This window comes from Streptomyces griseoaurantiacus, from assembly GCF_036189845.1.
In the GTDB taxonomy this organism is placed as follows: domain Bacteria; phylum Actinomycetota; class Actinomycetes; order Streptomycetales; family Streptomycetaceae; genus Streptomyces; species Streptomyces griseoaurantiacus.
This window is the reverse complement of the sequence record NZ_CP108326.1, coordinates 2,769,537-2,785,890: the sequence shown is the minus strand read 5'-3', so window position 1 is coordinate 2,785,890 and position 16,354 is coordinate 2,769,537. Positions and strand designations below refer to the sequence as shown.

Annotated in this window: 18 protein-coding genes and 1 other RNA gene; 10 read left to right on the top strand and 9 right to left on the bottom strand. The window is 70.3% G+C overall.

Annotation, left to right across the window (positions count from 1 at the left end; translation table 11 throughout):
• Nucleotides 1-14: 14 nt before the first annotated feature.
• The gene (locus tag OHB09_RS12380; RefSeq protein ID WP_328921975.1) at nucleotides 15-1,232 is read right to left on the bottom strand and encodes an RNA-guided endonuclease InsQ/TnpB family protein; all 1,218 of its coding nucleotides are present in this window, start codon (nucleotides 1,230-1,232) and stop codon (nucleotides 15-17) included.
• A 50-nt stretch (nucleotides 1,233-1,282) separates the two neighbouring features.
• On the opposite strand from OHB09_RS12380, the gene OHB09_RS12375 reads away from it, so the two are divergent.
• From OHB09_RS12375 to ssrA, 4 genes are all read left to right on the top strand, one after another.
• Complete coding sequence (locus OHB09_RS12375) at nucleotides 1,283-1,444, top strand: Arc family DNA-binding protein (protein ID WP_191853465.1); 162 nt, start codon at nucleotides 1,283-1,285, stop codon at nucleotides 1,442-1,444.
• Nucleotides 1,445-1,648: 204 nt separating this feature from the next.
• Nucleotides 1,649-2,854, top strand: a complete 1,206-nt coding sequence (locus tag OHB09_RS12370) for a S41 family peptidase (protein ID WP_328921974.1) — start codon at nucleotides 1,649-1,651, stop codon at nucleotides 2,852-2,854.
• Between the two features lie 87 nt (nucleotides 2,855-2,941).
• Nucleotides 2,942-3,490, top strand: coding sequence for an SsrA-binding protein SmpB (smpB, locus tag OHB09_RS12365; protein ID WP_176945123.1), 549 nt, complete (start codon nucleotides 2,942-2,944; stop codon nucleotides 3,488-3,490).
• A 112-nt stretch (nucleotides 3,491-3,602) separates the two neighbouring features.
• Nucleotides 3,603-3,989: a transfer-messenger RNA gene (gene ssrA, locus OHB09_RS12360) on the top strand.
• Nucleotides 3,990-4,096: 107 nt separating this feature from the next.
• Here ssrA and OHB09_RS12355 read toward each other — a convergent pair.
• Entirely contained in the window at nucleotides 4,097-4,555 is a 459-nt protein-coding gene (locus OHB09_RS12355; protein ID WP_006139348.1) for a MarR family winged helix-turn-helix transcriptional regulator, read from the bottom strand.
• A gap of 63 nt (nucleotides 4,556-4,618) precedes the next feature.
• Here OHB09_RS12355 and OHB09_RS12350 point away from each other — a divergent pair, with 63 nt between their 5' ends.
• From OHB09_RS12350 to OHB09_RS12340, 3 genes are all read left to right on the top strand, one after another.
• Nucleotides 4,619-4,987 (top strand): VOC family protein, encoded by a 369-nt coding sequence (locus OHB09_RS12350; protein ID WP_191853462.1) that lies wholly within the window; start codon nucleotides 4,619-4,621, stop codon nucleotides 4,985-4,987.
• A gap of 190 nt (nucleotides 4,988-5,177) precedes the next feature.
• Nucleotides 5,178-5,552 (top strand): peptidase inhibitor family I36 protein, encoded by a 375-nt coding sequence (locus OHB09_RS12345; RefSeq protein WP_006139350.1) that lies wholly within the window; start codon nucleotides 5,178-5,180, stop codon nucleotides 5,550-5,552.
• A gap of 179 nt (nucleotides 5,553-5,731) precedes the next feature.
• Entirely contained in the window at nucleotides 5,732-6,145 is a 414-nt protein-coding gene (locus tag OHB09_RS12340; protein WP_191853460.1) for a DUF3592 domain-containing protein, read from the top strand.
• Here OHB09_RS12340 and OHB09_RS12335 read toward each other — a convergent pair.
• Nucleotides 6,142-6,417, bottom strand: coding sequence for an ATP-binding protein (locus OHB09_RS12335; RefSeq protein WP_328921973.1), 276 nt, complete (start codon nucleotides 6,415-6,417; stop codon nucleotides 6,142-6,144). The two genes, OHB09_RS12340 and OHB09_RS12335, sit on opposite strands and share 4 nt — an antisense overlap.
• Before the next feature lie 306 nt (nucleotides 6,418-6,723).
• Here OHB09_RS12335 and OHB09_RS12330 point away from each other — a divergent pair, with 306 nt between their 5' ends.
• Both OHB09_RS12330 and OHB09_RS12325 read left to right on the top strand, forming a co-directional pair.
• On the top strand, nucleotides 6,724-7,548 hold the full coding sequence (locus OHB09_RS12330; protein WP_319351892.1) for a helix-turn-helix domain-containing protein: 825 nt from the start codon (nucleotides 6,724-6,726) through the stop codon (nucleotides 7,546-7,548).
• On the top strand, nucleotides 7,545-7,754 hold the full coding sequence (locus OHB09_RS12325) for a DUF397 domain-containing protein (RefSeq protein WP_191890814.1): 210 nt from the start codon (nucleotides 7,545-7,547) through the stop codon (nucleotides 7,752-7,754). Before OHB09_RS12330 ends, OHB09_RS12325 begins: the two co-directional genes overlap by 4 nt.
• Nucleotides 7,755-7,843: 89 nt before the next feature.
• Here the strand turns inward: OHB09_RS12325 and OHB09_RS12320 are convergent, their stop codons facing one another.
• Together OHB09_RS12320 and OHB09_RS12315 are read right to left on the bottom strand one after the other, a co-directional pair.
• Nucleotides 7,844-8,218, bottom strand: coding sequence for a nuclear transport factor 2 family protein (locus OHB09_RS12320; RefSeq protein ID WP_328921972.1), 375 nt, complete (start codon nucleotides 8,216-8,218; stop codon nucleotides 7,844-7,846).
• The gene (locus OHB09_RS12315) at nucleotides 8,215-9,630 is read right to left on the bottom strand and encodes an FAD-dependent oxidoreductase (protein ID WP_328921971.1); all 1,416 of its coding nucleotides are present in this window, start codon (nucleotides 9,628-9,630) and stop codon (nucleotides 8,215-8,217) included. Before OHB09_RS12315 ends, OHB09_RS12320 begins: the two co-directional genes overlap by 4 nt.
• A gap of 197 nt (nucleotides 9,631-9,827) precedes the next feature.
• Between OHB09_RS12315 and OHB09_RS12310 the strand changes: the two genes are divergently transcribed.
• Entirely contained in the window at nucleotides 9,828-10,862 is a 1,035-nt protein-coding gene (locus OHB09_RS12310; RefSeq protein ID WP_328921970.1) for a helix-turn-helix transcriptional regulator, read from the top strand.
• Between the two features lie 24 nt (nucleotides 10,863-10,886).
• Here OHB09_RS12310 and yicI read toward each other — a convergent pair whose 3' ends face one another.
• From yicI to OHB09_RS12290, 4 genes are all read right to left on the bottom strand, one after another.
• Nucleotides 10,887-13,145, bottom strand: coding sequence for an alpha-xylosidase (gene yicI / locus OHB09_RS12305; protein ID WP_328921969.1), 2,259 nt, complete (start codon nucleotides 13,143-13,145; stop codon nucleotides 10,887-10,889).
• An 11-nt stretch (nucleotides 13,146-13,156) separates the two neighbouring features.
• Nucleotides 13,157-13,921 carry a carbohydrate ABC transporter permease gene (locus OHB09_RS12300; protein ID WP_050811144.1) on the bottom strand — a complete coding sequence of 255 codons (765 nt, stop codon included), beginning with the start codon at nucleotides 13,919-13,921 and terminating at the stop codon, nucleotides 13,157-13,159.
• Nucleotides 13,922-14,046: 125 nt separating this feature from the next.
• Nucleotides 14,047-15,015 (bottom strand): carbohydrate ABC transporter permease, encoded by a 969-nt coding sequence (locus OHB09_RS12295; protein WP_328921968.1) that lies wholly within the window; start codon nucleotides 15,013-15,015, stop codon nucleotides 14,047-14,049.
• Nucleotides 15,012-16,319 carry an ABC transporter substrate-binding protein gene (locus OHB09_RS12290; protein WP_328921967.1) on the bottom strand — a complete coding sequence of 436 codons (1,308 nt, stop codon included), beginning with the start codon at nucleotides 16,317-16,319 and terminating at the stop codon, nucleotides 15,012-15,014. The genes OHB09_RS12295 and OHB09_RS12290 overlap by 4 nt, the downstream gene beginning before the upstream one ends.
• Nucleotides 16,320-16,354: the final 35 nt, after the last annotated feature.

Genomic DNA, 16,354 nt, shown 5'->3' with positions numbered 1-16,354 from the left:
AGGGGATTTCTGGCTCAGGCTGCCTCCGGGAGCAGCGCTCCCGGAGGTCTGACGCCCTCGACACCAGCCGGGTTGAGACCAGCCCGGACGAGCATCACGCGGGCGGAGTTCTTGTCCCGAGGGGAGACGGATCCGCACGTGGTGCAGGTGTAGGTACGTTCCGATAGAGGAAGTGCGTGCTTGGTTCTCGCTCCGCACGACGCGCAGTCCATGGTGGTGTGCGCGGGATGCACGAGGCGAATGTCCCGCCCGTGCTTGCGGCCCATCTCGATCAGGGCCGTCTTGGTGGCGCCGATCGCGGCGTCAGCGGCTTTGTGGGCCATGGTGGTCTTCGCGAGGAACTTCGGCCGGAAGTCCTCGACAGCGATGGCGTCATGGTCGCGGACGATCTTCTTCGCCCACTTGCGGCCGGTGTCCTGCCGCTGCCGGGCGATCTTCGCGTAGGTATTGGCGCGCCACTTCTTCGCCTCGCGGTAGCCCTTCGAGGCGGCCTGCCCCTTCTTCGGTCTGCGGCGGGCCATCATGCGGTCGTACCGGGTCAGCTTCGCCTGAGCCTTCCGCCCGTACTGCGGGTGGGGGAGGTCGTGGGCGTCGGATGTGGTGGTCGCGGTCTCCTTGACGCCCCAGTCGACGCCGAGCACACGGCCCGTGGCCGGGAGCGGCTGAGCCTCGGAGGCGACGACGAACGAGGCGTACCAGTGCCCGACCGCGTCCTGGTACACGCGCACACTGGATGGCGCGGACGGGAGTCCGCGAGACCACACCACTGTCAAGGCGATGCCGCCCGCGAGGTGGAGGCGTCCGTCCTTCAGCCGGAACCCACGCTGTGTGTAGTTCAGCGTAGGCAGCGCCTCGCGCTTCTTCTTGTGCCGAGGCATGCCCGCACGCTGCCGCATCGGCAGCCGCTTCTCGATGTCCTTCAGCGCCTTGGAGCGGGACTTGGCGAAGTCCCGGATGATTTGCTGCTGCGGCACCGAAGCACCTTCACGCAGCCACGGCGTGCGGGCGCGGGCTTCGGTCAGCATTTTGTCGAGCTGGGCCGGGCCGGAGGTCAGTTTGGCGCCGGGGTTCGCCGTGTTGTGGGCGTGCACGGCGCGGGACTTGGCCACGCACTCGTTCCAGATCCACCGGCATCGGCCCCACTCAGCGAGCAGGAGCGTGCGGGCGGCCGACGACACACGCAGGCGGTAGGTGTACCGGGCATGCCCGGTCGCCTTCCGTTGTGTCGTCATGGTGTCACGCTACTACTGGTCCAGAGTCGGAAAGCCACTACTCTGAAGTCATGGCCGAAGAGAAGCGCATCACCCTCCGTCTCCCCGCTGACCTGCACGAGTGGCTGGTCGCTCAGGCCAAGTCCGCCCGCCGGTCCCTCAACTCCGAGATCGTCTACCGCCTGGAGGTCGATCGTGACACCGATGTGGCAGCAGAGGACCGCTCGCCCTGAGGGCGACCGCTCCTCCCTTGCCCTGCTCCGCAGGGGTCCGGTTCCTCCCGGCCCGAAGACCGCGGCACCTTCCAAGGAATCCGCGGTCCGGTTCCTCCCGGCCCGAAGACCGCGGCACCCTCCAAGGAATCCGGTGACACACGCCAACGGGGCGGGCGGGGCAACCGCCCGTTCCCCAGGCACTCTTCCCCTAGACTCACCGCCATGCCAGCCCCCCACGGCCCGCTCTTCCCACCGCCCCGCCGCTCCGGCCGCGGGGCCGCGCTGACGCTGGTCTTCGCGAGCGTGCTGGTGGCCGGCGCCGCGACCGGCTCGTTCAACGAGAGCCTCGGCGCGAGCCGAGCCGCGGCCCAGGGAACCCCCACGGACGACGCGGGCGGTCCCGTCGCCGCACGGCAGCAGGAGGTCACCCGGGCCGCCGCCCGCGCGATGGCCGAGGGCACCTCGCCCCTGGAGGCCGCCGAGCGGGCCGTCAGCCGCAGCGGCGACCGCTGGGGCGCCGTCTACTCCCCGGACGAGTACGAGGAGTTCCAGGAGTCCCTGGACGGCGAGTACACCGGCGTCGGGCTCTCCGCCGGGCGCGAGAGCGACGGCCGCATCGAGGTCACCCGGGTCCGCCCCGGCTCCCCCGCGGCCGCCGCCGGCATCCGCGCCGGGGACCGGCTGCGCAGCGTCGACGGGAAGCGGGTCGACGACCGCCCCGTCACCGAGGTCGTCTCCATACTGCGCGGGGACACCGAGAACGGCGGGGGCCGGGAGGCCACCGCCGGCACCCGCGTCTCCCTCGGCCTCCAGCGCGACGGCCGCGTGTGGACGAAGACCCTGCGCCGGGCCCGGCTGTCCACCGAGGACGTCACCACGCGCCGGGTCGCCGGCCGGACCACCGTGATCAGGGTCGCCGCCTTCACCAAGGGCACCGGCGACCAGGTGCGCGCCGCCGTCGCCGGGGCGCCCGCGCGCGACGGGATCGTCCTCGACCTGCGCGGCAACTCCGGCGGCCTGGTCGCCGAGGCCGTCACCGCCGCCTCCGCCTTCCTCGACGGCGGCCTCGTCGCCACCTACGACATCGGCGGCGAGCAGCGCGCACTGCACGCCGGACGCGGCGGCGACACCACCAGACCCGTGGTCGTGCTCGTCGACGGCGGCACGATGAGCGCGGCCGAACTCCTCACCGGGGCCCTCCAGGACCGCTGCCGGGCGATCGTCGTGGGCACCCGCACCTTCGGCAAGGGCTCGGTGCAGATGCCGAGCCGGCTGCCCGACGGCTCCGTCGCCGAACTGACCGTCGGCCACTACCGCACCCCCTCCGGCCGCGGCGTCGACGGCCGCGGCATCACCCCCGACCTGGAGGCCGAGGGGGACGCACTCGCCCGCGCGGGGAACGTCCTGTCGGGCCTCGGCCGCTCCTGAGTCCCGAACCCCTCGCGCCGCTCGCGTAAACGGCTTTCCCCCCACCCCCTCCGAGGTGCGAAAATGGCCAGCACTATGGCCAAGGGAATGTACGTACCGAAAGAGGCCCAGCCGAAGCAGGGCAAGGCGACCGCGAAGGCGCGGGACGGCGAGAAGGGCGGCAAGCGGCGCATCGTCGCGCAGAACAAGAAGGCACGCCACGACTACGCGATCATCGACGTCTTCGAGGCCGGCCTCGTCCTGAGCGGCACCGAGGTGAAGTCGCTGCGCCAGGGACGGGCCTCCCTGGTCGACGGCTTCGTGCAGATCGACGGGAACGAGGCGTGGCTGCACAACGCGCACATCCCCGAGTACAGCCAGGGCACCTGGACCAACCACTCCGTGCGTCGCAAGCGCAAGCTGCTCCTGCACCGCGAGGAGATCGACCGGCTGGCGTCGAAGTCCCAGGAGACCGGGCACACGATCGTGCCGCTGGCCCTCTACTTCAAGGACGGCCGGGCAAAGGCGGAGATCGCCCTCGCGCGCGGCAAGAAGGAGTACGACAAGCGGCAGACCCTGCGCGAGCGCCAGGACCGTCGCGAGTCCGACCGCGTGATCGCGGCGGCGAAGCGCCGCGAGCGGGGCACGCTGGGCTGAGCGGGCCCGTGCGCCCGCCGGGCGCCCCGGAATACGCTGGCACCGACCCGCGTTGTTCACGTACGATGGGCCCGTACCGCACAGCCGGTGCGAGCGTTTGAAAAATCAACATGGGGATGATCGGTTTCGACAGCGGCTGTCGAAGCAGGGGAAGCGTGTCGAGGAAGCGGCCATGATCTCGTAAACCACAGGCCGAAAAAAATAATCGCCAATACCAAGCGCGATTCCTCCGCCTTCGCCCTCGCTGCCTGATCAGGTAGCAAGCGAAGACTCTGCGGAGTGTCAGCCCGGGGCTGTTCCCGACCCGGATCCTGGCATCAGCTAGGGGACTAAACCTTGATCCCGGTCACGGGGTGAAGAGGGAAACCAAACAGTGACTGGGCCCGTCGGAGACTTGTTCGCGTGATCTCCGGGGCCGAGAAAATCGTAGCGAACTGCACACGGAGAAGCCCTGATTCCGCACCGTTGGACGCGGGTTCGATTCCCGCCATCTCCACCACCCGAAGCCCGGGGTACGTCCCCGGCCTTCCCGGTACCCCATGTGGGCAAAGGCCCCGTCGCGAGCGGCGGGGCCTTTGTCGTGTGCCCTGCGGAGGCATCCTGGCCTCAGGAGTCGACCGGGCCCTCGCGCAGTGCCCGGGTCATGCTCCGCAGTATCCGGAACGCCTCCGACCGGTCCTCCCCGGTCAGTCCGGACAGCATCCGCTCCTCGACGGACCGCACCGCGGCCGAGGCCGCCTCCAGGCTTTGCCTGCCGCGGGGCGTGAGCCGGGCGGGGAGCGCCTTTCCGACGGGCGGGGCGGCGGGCCTGGTCACGAAGCCGTCCCGTTCCAGGGCCTGGAGCAGCGTGTTCATCGACTGCCGGGTCACGAAGGCCCCGCGCGCCAGCTCGCTGTTCGACAGCCCCGGCCGCTGGGCCAGCAGCTCCAGGCACGAGTAATGGGTCACGTTCATCCCGAGCGGCCGCAGCACCTCCTCCATGGCCGTGCGCAGCGCGCTCGCCGCCTCCTTGAGGAGATAGCCCAGCGAGGTGTCCAGATCGATGCCCGCTTCCCTTTGACTCATGTCAGGAGTCTGACATACCGTGGTGTGTGTCAGGAAGCTGACACAACGAGAAGGAGCATCACCATGCCCGTCACCGGCCCCGACTTCGTCTCCCTCCAGGTACGCGACCGCGACGCCTCCCAGGCGTTCTACGAGCAGTACCTCGGCCTCGTCCGCTCGCAGGCCGGGCCCCCGCACGCCGTCGTCTTCGAGACCAAGCCGATCGCGTTCGCCCTCCGCGACGTCGTCCCCGGCACCGACCTGGCCTCCGCCGCCCAGCCCGGCATCGGCCTCGCCCTCTGGCTCCACGCCACCGACGCCCAGGCCATCCACGACGCCCTCGCCGCCGACGGCCACACGATCGTCTCCGCCCCGATCGACGGCCCCTTCGGCCGCACCTTCACCTTCGCCGACCCCGACGGCTACCACATCACCCTGCACGACCGCACCTGACGGGCGGAGCGCGGCTCGTACGTGCTGACGGAGGTTCAGCAGCCGCGCCGCTCAAGGAAGTTGTGAGCAACATCATCCCGGTGAACCGACTGTGCGCGGAGACGGTCTTACCTGCGGAAGGCCTCGAGATCAACGGACGGACGGGGCTACCACGACCGCGCTTCCACAGGCGGTGACGGGAAAGGTGCTCATGAAGCTGAATGTGAAGACCGCGGTGGCGGGCGCGGCCCTCGCGGCGACCGCCGTACTGGCAGCCTCCGGAACCGCGGCGGCCGACTGGAACTACTGCCAGGCGGGCAAGGTCTGCCTCTTCGACGGCCACGACGGCACGGGTGACGTCCTCCAGCTCGACGGAGTGGACAACCCCAACATCGGCCATGCGTGGAACGACCGGGCCGGTTCGCTCTGGAACCGCACCGACAAGAACGTGTGCGTCTGGACCGACGCCGACTACCGCGGCCTCAACTGGATCATCGAGCCCGGACAGAAGCAGGAACTCCTGTACCTCTACGACAACGCGGTGACCAGCATCGAGGTCCACTACGGCTTCGGCTGCGGCGGCTGACCCGCCACACCGACCGCGCCCCTGCCGTCCCCTCACCCCCGAGAGCGGACGCCAGGGGCGCACCCGTGAAGGGCGTACGGCACGCCCGTGCCGCGGCCCCCCCCGCACGCCCGGCGTGCCGCCCATGCCGGACAGGAATTGGACACCCCCCTCGTGAGGGCGCGAGGTTAGATGGGCGTATGGCATCTGCGTACCTCGCTGCTTCGGGCTCGGCCTACTTCCTCCCCCACGCTCTGCTGGCGTTGAGTGGCTCCGGAATCCTGGCCTTCTTCGCCCAACGGGCGTTCGCTGTGCGGATGAGGGGGGTGCGAGTTACCGGAGTCTGTGTCAAGCACACGTTCGCCAAGGACGGCGTGGCCGTGATCGTGAGGTACGAGACCGCGGCAGGTGAGAAGTTCAGATGCCTGAGCCGGTCACAGGCCGTTGCCTGCGCGCGGATAGGGGAGCCGGTCGACGTCGTCTACGACCCACGCCGGCCGAAGAACGCCGAGGTGCCGCCGATCGGTTACGGCATGCCCTACATGCTGTCGGCACTGGCTCTGGTGCTCGCTTTCCCCGGGCTCGGAATCCTGTTCTGGATCATCGGAGGTTAGCCGGCGGCCCGGTCCTCGCGGCGGGTGGGCGCCGGTCCACGGCTCCGGTCGGGGTGGTACTGCTCGCCGGGCGATGCCGGCGTGCATCGCAGTTCGCACCACACCGTCTTGCCGATGCCGCAGGGGCGGGGTTCCGCGCCCCAGGCGTCCGCCAGTGCGGCCACGAGCGGCAGGCCGCGTCCGGAATCGTCCTCCGGGCCGGTCTCGCGCACCACGGGCAGGACGTCGCTCGCGTCGGTCACGGTGAGGCGCAGCCGGCCGTCCCTCTCCACGCAGCGCGCCCGGATCTCCCTGCCGTCTCGGTCACGTCGTCCGGGAGCTTCCACATCCTTGCCTGCTCGCGGAGCAGCGTTCGGGCCCTGCCCACGCTGCGGGGGTGGCGGGGGAGCCGCCACTCGATGTCGTGGGGGAGCGCGGTGCTGCGGGGGGTCGTCGGTGGGGTCGCCATGGGGTGGGGTTCCTTGCGTGTGATTTCCCGTCGTTCGGTGGGATCAGCGTGCCGACCCGTGCTTACGCTCGCGAGTAGCGGTCCGGGTACGCGGCGTGGCTGTACCCGGGGTGACCTGAGGGAACGGGTGGTGCGGGTGGCGGCGGGGGAGTCCCAGCAGGCGCAGCAGAACTGGCGTTACTGCGGCGGCCAGATCAAGCTGTGGCGCGAGAGCGCGGGCGTCACACGGCAGGGCCTCGCGGACGAGGCCGGCTACGACTACGAGTACGTCAAGTCCATGGAGTGCGGCCGCCGCCGCCCCACCCTGCGGCTCCTGCAGATCGCGGACCAGATGTGCCGGGCGGGCGGCAAACTCACGGCCGCGCACGAGTTCCTCAAGCCGGAGCCGTTCCCGCAGCGCACGCAGCAGTACGTGGCGGTGGAGGCCGAGGCGATCACTGTGCAGTGGTATGAGTCGATGCTGATTCCGGGCCTGCTGCAGACCGAGGAGTACGCGAGGGAGCTGATCGGCAACGACTGTCCTCCGTTGGACGAGGAGACCGTGGAGGAGCGGGTCGCGGCACGGCTGAAACGGCAGGTGAAGCTCACGAGCAAGCCGCTGGCCCGGTTCACCTTCGTCATGCACGAGGCGGCTTTGAAAGCCGTCGTCGGCGACAGGTCGGTGATGGGCAGGCAATTGGAACACCTGCTGCACGTCGCCGAGTTGCGCAACCTGACTCTTCAGGTGCTGCCCTTCGCGGGTGCTCCCACAGTCGCGCTCAGCGGTGCGCTCATTCTCGTGGAGACGACCGAGCACGACGTCTACGCACACGTCGAGGCACAGGAAACGGGAGCGCTCTACGCTGACGGCGGCAAGATCAGCGCGCTGTCGCAACGCTATGGTCTGATCCGGTCGCAGGCGCTTAGCGTTGAGGAGTCTGCCCGGTTCATCAAGGAGTTGGCGGAGGAACTATGAGCGCGGAACTGACTTGGTTCAAGTCGAGTCACAGTGATTCGTCCGGCGGCGCCTGCCTCGAAGTCGCCCACTCCCCGCACCACACCGACGCCGAGGCGACCGTCCACCTGCGGGACTCCAAACTGGGGGTCCGCAGCCCCTGCTTCGGTGTGCCCGCGAGTGCCTGGGCCGCGTTTCTCGGGTACGTCGCCCACGACGGCGTTTGAGTCGCCGGGCGTCTTCTTCCCGACCGGGTATCGGCGATCCGGTCCCGGCGCGGTCGGCGGCGTCGGGACCGGGTGTGCGCCGGGGTGCCTCAGCCGGGCGGTCGGGTGAAGGTGTTGCGGAGTTCGGAGATGAGGCCGTCCGCGTCGACCCGCGCGTGCTCGACGCCGGCCACCGTCATGAGGCCGCCGTCCGCCGTGCGCGCGGCCGCCGCCCACTCGGCCCTCAGCGTCCCGTCCTCCATCACCGTCGTGTTCCAGTAGTGCCGGGAGTCGGCGAGGGCGGCGAAGTGCGCGCGGTAGAACGCGGCCACGGCCTCACGGCCCCGGACCGGCTCGGGCCCGATCCGCACCGTCGCCCCGGGGGCGAACAGCGCCAGCAGTTCCTGGAGCGCCGCCTCCTCGTGCACCGCGCGGTCCGCGAGGCCGATGTAGCGGTCGAGCACGGTCGGTGTCCTCGTGGTCACCTGGGCCGCCCTCCCTCGTTCGCGGCCATCGCCTTCTTCAGGATGTCCGGGTCGGCGAGCGCGGCGGGATGCCGCAGCATGTAGGAGACCTCCTGGAAGGCCCGTGCGACGTCTCCGTCGGTGAGTGTCGCCTCGAGGATCTGCTCCATGGCCCAGCGCTGCCGCCTCACCTCCTCCGGAACCTCGGTACCGTTCGCGGCGTCGAGACGGGCGGCGTCTCCTCCCGCGGAGACTGCCCAGGCCGCGTCGACGACCACTTGCTGCAGGCGGAAGAACTCCGTGGCCGCCTTGTCGAGATCGGCGCCGCCCGCGAGGTAGGAGGCCAGGCACGAGGCGTGCAGGGCGGCGGAACTCATGCCCTGGCCGTAGACCGGGTTGAAGGAGGCCACGGCGTCGCCCACGGCAACGAGCCGTGCCGGAAGGCTCCCGGCCTCGGTGAAGTGGCGCCGCCTGCTGTCGGCCTGGTGGTAGGTGACCACCGGGCGGGTGAGGGTGCCGCCGGCGGCCTCACCGAAGACCCCGGGCAGTTCCGCGCAGGCCGCCCGGAACTCCTCGACCGTCCTGCCGGGCCGGTTGTCGCCGTGTCCCATCAGCATGACGAGCCACTGCCCGCCCTCGATCGCGTTCGCCGCCGCCACGGACACCCCGCCCGAGGGGTGGTCGGGTGTGAACAACTGCAGTACGGCCGCCGACTCCAGGTCCTCGAACGGCGTCGGCCTCTCGAACAGGGCGGTCGCGTAGTTGACCGGTGCTTCCAGCCGCTCGAGCCGCGGCTGGTCGTAGCCGTCCTCCTCGAGCCAGTGCGCCAGCCTGCTGGACCGTCCCATGGCGTCCACGACGAAGTCCGCCGCGAGGATCTCTTCCTCCTGCGTCCCGTGACCGTCCGCGCCGGTCGGGACGAAGCGGACGCCGTCGGTGGCGCCGTCGGCGTAGCGCAGTCCGGTCGCCCGCGCGCGGACGAGTGACACGTTGGGCAGGGCGGTGACCCGGTCCCGGATCAGGCTCTCCAGCAGAGGGCGCCCGATCGCGAGCATGTGGTGGCCGCCCTCGTACGAGGCCTGCGGGAAGCCGTTGAGGGCGGTGACCGTCTTGTCGGGGCCGCAGAGCGAGGCGCCCCGCTCCCGCGCCTCCTCCGTCACGCCGGGAATCCACCGCTCGACCCAGTGATGGCCGGCCGGCAGCAGCGTGTGCACCTGCTGGTCCTGGGGCACTCCCGCGCGCGCTCCGGCCTCCGCCGTGATCTCGTCGGGCTCGAGGACGACGACCTCGCGCGCGTGATCGGCGAGCACCCGTGCCGCGAACAGTCCCGCGATGCTCCCTCCCATCACGCACGCCGTGTCGAACAGGACGGACGGGGAGGGGGGTTCGGTCTTGACGAGGCTTTCGAAGACTTCCGGTTCGGACTCGGGCATGGACCGCTCCAGTCGTGGGGTCGGGGCTCGGACGCGACCACGCTCGCAGGGTCCGTGACCGGGGAGGTGTGCGCCACTGCCACATGTCTTGTACTTCCGTGCCATCCGGGGCAGTTGATGTCCCCCCCCGCACAGCCAGTGCACGGGACCGTGCCGTTCCCGGGGCGGCGGCCGAGGGAACCCGTACGCTCTTCCGGGTGAGCACTCGAACCCGTATCTCTCCTTGGCGGGTGGGAGGTCCCTCCACCCCCGCGGTCCACATCGCCGTGCCGTACGCGAACGAGAACCGGAACCACCTGCTGCTCAGCGAGTGGCGGCGCCAGGGGGGAGAGGGCTTACCGGCCCCGCCGCTGATGCTGCCGCGGCGCGGCGAGGGGACGTACCGCGCCCGGGTGGTGAAGCAGGACCTGCTCGATCTCTTCGTCGAGGACCAGTACAGCGACGCGGTGGGGGGAAGCACCGGGGGACCGGGCGGGCATCACGAGGACCGGATCCTGATGCACGTGACGTTCGGCGGTGAGTGGCGCTTCGCGGCAGGGGGCCGGCAGTCCGCGGTGGGGCCCGGCCTGCTGAGCGCGCGGAGGAACGACGCACCGTGGGACTTCGAGGTGGCACGGGGGACCCGGGCCGTCACGGTGGGCCTGCCCGCCGGTGAGATCCGCTTCCCGGCGCGCAGGCGTGAGGTTCTCGCCGAGCACTCGTCGCCGGCCGCGGCACTCTTCCTCGCCCAGCTCCGGCTCTGGACGGAACTGTCGGACGGACTCGGCCCCGCCGCTGCCGGGGCGGCCCGCAACGCGACCCTGGAGCTGTTCCACGGACTGGTGAACGACCGGGTCATGGACGACGCGGAATTCACCCCCGCGTTGGTCCGGGCGGCCATGGACTACATAGAGGACCGCCTGCTCCTCGATCCCGACCTCGGTCCCCGGTCCATCGCGGCGGCCCTGCACGTCTCCGTCCGCACCCTCTACCGCGCGTTCGGCCGGGGGGCCACGCCGTCGGTCATGGGATACGTGCGCGAACGGCGTCTCGAACGTGCCAGGACGGAGCTGATGTCGACGCACCTGTCCGTGTCCGAGACAGCCGCCCGGTGGCATTTCGCCGACAGCAGCCATTTCGTCAAGGCGTACAGGAAGAGATTCGGCGAGACCCCCGCCGAGCGGCGCCGGGACGCCCGGCGCACCGAATCCGACCACGGTGGAGGCATCCTCCGTCCTCCCCCGCGCGGCTGAGGACCGGGCCCTCGACGTCTCCCCTCAGCCCTGCTCCGGCACCTCCAGCGACAGCGCCCCGGTCCCCGCCTCCGCCCACACCACCCGCTCCCCGGCCGCCAGGGCCCACGGGGCCCTCGGGGTGTCGCAGGACGCGTGCAGGGTGTCGTCGTCCCGGACGACGGTGAAGGTCACGTCGGCCACCCGCACCGTCACCCGCGCACCGGGGGAGAGTTCGTGGGCGCGCAGGGTGACGCCGTCGGCGTGGTCGTAGTCGGGGCGGTCCGCCACCGCGCCGACCGGGATGACGGAACCCGGGCGGGCCAGGAGGGGGACGCTCAGGAAGCCGTGGCGTTCGCGCACCCAGCGGGGGCCCGTGACCGTGCGGCCCGTGGCGTAGTGGGTCCAGGTGCCTTCGGGGACGTAGTAGGAGACCTCGCCCTCGTCGTCGAAGACGGGTGCGACCAGCAGGTCGGGGCCCAGCATGTACTGGCGTTCGAGGTGGGCGCAGCCGGGGTCCTCGGGGAACTCCAGGACCATCGCCCGCATCATCGGCACCCCCTCCTCGTGCGCGGCACGGGCGACCCCGGACAGGTAGGGCATGAGGCGCAGTTTCTGCCGGGTGAAGTGGCGCAGGACGTCGACGGACTCCTCGTCGAAGAGCCACGGCACCCGGTAGGAGGAGGAGCCGTGCAGACGGCTGTGGGAGGAGAGGAGGCCGAAGGCGATCCACCGTTTGAACAGGGCGGGCGAGGGGGTGCCCTCGAAGCCGCCGATGTCGTGGCTCCAGTAGCCGAAGCCGGTGAGGCCGAGGGAGAGGCCGCCGCGCAGCGACTCGGCCATGGACTCGTACGTCGATTCGCAGTCGCCGCCCCAGTGCACGGGGAACTGCTGGCTGCCGGCGGTGGCGGAGCGGGCGAAGACGACGGCCTCGTCCTCGCCGCGGTGCTTGCGCAGCACGTCGAAGACGGTCCGGTTGTAGAGGTGCGTGTAGTAGTTGTGCATGCGCTCGGGGTCGGAGCCGTCGGCCCATTCCACGTCCACCGGGACGCGTTCGCCGAAGTCGGTCTTGAAGCAGTCGACGCCCTGGGCGAGCAGCGCCTCCAGCTTGGCGGCGTACCAGTCGCGGGCGGCGGGGCTGGTGAAGTCGACCAGGGCCATGCCCGGCTGCCACAGGTCCCACTGCCACACGCCGCCGTCGGGCCGTTTCAGCAGGTGGCCCAGTTCCCGGCCCTCGGCGAAGAGGGGCGAGCGCTGGGCGATGTAGGGGTTGATCCAGACGCAGATGCGCAGGCCCTTGTCCTTGAGCCGGGCCAGCATCCCCTCCGGGTCGGGGAAGACACGGGGATCCCACTCGAAGTCGCACCACTGGAGCTCGCGCATCCAGAAGCAGTCGAAGTGGAACACGGAGAGCGGGAGTTCGCGCTCCTTCATGCCGTCGATGAAGGAGGCGACGGTGGCCTCGTCGTAGGAGGTGGTGAAGGAGGTGGAGAGCCACAGACCGAAGGACCAGTCGGGCGGGAGGGCGGGGCGGCCGGTGAGGGCGGTGTACTTGCGGAGGATCTCCTTCGGGGTGGGGCCGTGGAGGACGTAGTACGTCAGCTCCTGCGTCTCCGCGCTGAACTGGACGCGGGAGACCGCCTCCGAGCCGACCTCGAAGGAGACCCGGCCGGGGTGGTCGACGAAGACGCCGTAGCCGGCGTCGGTGAGGTAGAACGGGGCGTTCTTGTAGGCCTGTTCGGTGGTGGTGCCGCCGTCCGCGTTCCACATGTCGACGACCTGGCCGTTCTTCACCAGCGGCCCGAAGCGCTCGCCGAGCCCGTACACGTGCGTGCCGACGCCGAGGTCGAGCTGTTCGCGCAGGTAGTGGGCGCCGGTGGCGTCCCGCATGATGCCCATGCCCTTGGGGCCGCTCGTGGTCAGGACCCGGCCTTCGGCGAGGAAGTCCAGGTGCCAGGGCGCGGTGCGGGACACCCGGAGGGAGAGCGCGCCGGAGGTGAGGGTCGCGTACTCCTCGTCGGAGGCGGTCCCGGCGGTGAAGTCCTCGCGGGCGAGGGCGAAGTCGGGGCCGTGCGGGGGTGCGCCCCGGAAGTGGGTGAAGGTGACGCCGATGACGCCGGGCATCGGCGCGTGCGCGGTGACCGTCACGACCGGGCCCTTGAGCAGGTCGCCGCGGTGCCGGACGGGGTGGGTCGGGGCGTGGATCTCCAGTGTGCCGGGTCCGGTGGTCACATCGAGGGCCTGGACCGGGTGGGCGGCGGTGACGCCCTCGCGCAGCATCCAGTAGCCGTCGGTGAACTTCACGCTCGATCCCCTTACTTGACGGCACCCACGGCGATGCCGCGGGTGAGGGTGCGTTGGAAGACGAGGAAGAAGACGAGGGCGGGGAGCACGCCGAGGAGGGCGGCCGCGTTGGTCATCGTCGCGTCCATCAGGTGCTGGCCCTGGAGGACGCCGAGGGCCACCGACACCGTCTGGTTGTCGTTGGAGATCAGCATGACCAGGGGGAGCAGGAACTCGTTCCACGTCCAGATGAAGAAGAAGACCAGCAGCACGCCGAGGGTGGGCCGGCTCATCGGCACCACGATCCGCCACAGCACCTGCCAGGCGTTCGCCCCGTCGATGCGGGCGGCCTCGATGACCTCGCGGGGGAAGGAGCCGAGGACGGAGGAGAGCAGATACGTGCCGAAGGCCGACTGGATCACCGTGAAGACGATGATCACGCTGAGCCGGGTGTCGTAGAGCCCGGCCTCCTTGCTCAGGTAGTACACCGGGTAGACCAGCGCCTCCTGCGGCAGCACGTTGGCCAGCACGAAGAAGGCCAGCACCCAGGTGCGGCCCCGGATGCGGCCGATGCCGATGGCGTAGGCGTTGAGGACGGACAGGACGACGGCGAGGACGGCGACCGAGCCGCTGATCAGAACCGAGTTCCACAGCTTCTGGCCGTAGTCGACGCGCTCCCAGAAGTCCTTCAGGCCGTCGAGGTAGAGGCCGTGCGGCAGGCTCAGCGGCCCGTTCTGCGCGTACTCGGTCGGCGACTTCAGCGCGTTGAGGGTGACGACGGCGAACGGCACGACCATGAACAGCGCGCCGATGCAGAGGGCCACGAGGACCGGGTAGCGGGCGAGGACGGGGCGGGAGGGGCGGCGCGGGGCGCGGGGGCGCGTGCCGGTGCCGGTGCCCGTGCCGGTGGCCGGGAGAGTGGTCATGCGCGGCTCCCTCCTGCTCCGTCCTCGGCGTCCTCGGCGCGGGTCTGGAGTTTCAGCCCGGCCAGGGACAGCAGCAGGATGATCACGGTGAGCACGGTCGAGATGGCCGCGCCGTAGCCCACCTGGGTCTTCTCGAAGAAGGTGGTGAAGGAGAAGTACGAGGGCACGTCGGTCGCCCCGCCCGGGCCGCCCTTGGTGAGCACGTACACCGCACCGAACACCTTGAGCGCGGCGATCGTGCACCAGGTCAGCACGACGTAGATCTCCGGGCGGATCTGCGGCAGCGTGATGTGCCGGAAGCGGCGCCACCAGCCGGCCCCGTCCAGCTCGGCCGCCTCGTAGAGCTGCGGGTCCACGCGTTGCAGTCCGGCCATGAAGACGACGAGCGGGAAGCCGAGCTGCACCCACACCATCACGCCCATCACGCTGTAGAGCGCGAGGTCGGGGTCGCCCAGCCAGTCCTGCTGCCAGGAGCCGAGCCCGAGGGCCGACAGCAGGTCGTTGAGCGAACCGTTCTCCGGGGCGAGGATCCAGCTCCAGACGATGCCGGCCACCGCGATCGGCAGCACCTGCGGCAGATAGAAGCAGGCGCGCAGCACGGCGGCGAGCCGGGGGCCGAAGTGCTTGCCGACGAAGTCGAACAGGGCGGCGGCCAGGACGAGCCCGAGGGCGGTCGGCACGGCGGCCATCGCGACCACCATGAACAGGCTGTGCCGGAACGAGGCCCAGAACTCGGCGTCGTCGAGCAGCTCGCGGTAGTTGGCGAGTCCGGTCCACTTCGGGCTGCCCACCCCCGACCACTCGGTGAAGCTCACGCCGGTGTTCATCAGGAACGGCCCGACGATCACGAGGAGGAAGGCCAGCACACCGGGGAGCAGGAAGAGGGCGTACGGATTGCGGGGGTGCCGGGTGCGGTGCGGAGGCGCGGCGGTGGTGCGCCCGCCGCGGGCGGCGGTGAGCGTCATTTCTTCGGCGCGCCCTTGTCGTAGGCGCTCTGCAGGGCGCTCAGTACGGCGTCCGGCTTCGCGCTGCCGGTGATCAGCTTCTGTGTCTCGGAGACGAGGACGTCGTAGAAGCCGGGGACCGGCCAGTCGGGGTAGAAGGCGAGGCCGTCCCGGCCCGAGACGGTGGTGAAGTCGCCGATGAGGCGCTTGGCGCGCGGGTCGGTGAGGGCGGAGGCGTCGGCGGCGACGGGGATGCCGCCGCTGTTGCCGAGCAGGTTCTGCACCTTCTTCGACATGGTGATGTCGATGAAGTCGTAGGCGAGTTCCTTGTTCTTGGCGCCCTTGGGGACCACCCACAGGTTGCCGCTGGAGCCGAGGGTCAGCTTCGAGCCGGGCCACAGCAGGGTGTCCCAGTCGAACTTGTTCTCCGACTTGAAGCGGCCGTACCACCAGCTCCCGCTGAAGAAGAGCGGCGACTTGCCCTGGATGAAGGAGAGACCGGCGTCCTCGGCCTTGGTGCTGCTCGACTTGTCGCTCAGGTAGCCCTTCTTCACCCAGTCGGCGAAGGTGTCGGCGGCGTACGTCCAGGCGGCGTCGTGGAAGTCCACCTTGCCCTTGTAGAGCTGGTAGCCGTCGACCCAGGAGCGGTCGGCCTTCGAGAGGGCGAGCTGGTAGAGGTACTGCTGGGCGGGGTACTCGGCGCCGCCGTCGGCGAGCGGGGTGACGCCCTTGCGGGCGAAGGCGTCCATCGCGGCGGTCAGCTCGGCCATGGTCGCAGAGGGCTCGGGCACGGCGACGCCGTACTTCTCGAACAGGTCCTTGTTGACGTAGACCATCGCGTACTCGGCGTAGTTGGGCACGCCGTACCACGCGCCGGAGCCCATGACGCCGCTGGTGTCGTAGCGGGCGGTGGTGGCGACGCCGGCGCTCAGCTTCTTGTCCCAGCCGCGCTTGGTGACCTCCCCGGACAGGTCGGTGAGCAGCCCCTGCTTGGAGAGCAGTCCGGCGGTGGCGTTGCCCTTGTTGTACTCCATCACGTCGGGGGCGTCGGAGGAGTTGAGGACCATGGGCGCGGTCTTCTGGATCTGTTCGAAGCCCTTCTCCTCGAACTCCACCTTCACGCCGGGGTGCTTGGCCTTGAACTCCTTGACCGCCTCGTTCCAGGCGATGCCCATGGCGCTGTCCGCGGTCTCGTAGTGCCACAGCTTGAGCGTTCTGCCGTCCCCGGACCCGCCGTCCGAGTCGCCGCCGCAGGCGGTGAGCAGCAGCGCTCCGCTGAGCAGGGCGGCCGCGATCGCGACCGGACGCCTTCGTGCCGTCAACATCCTCTGCCTCCTGGGGGAGTCGGAGTGGGGTGGGT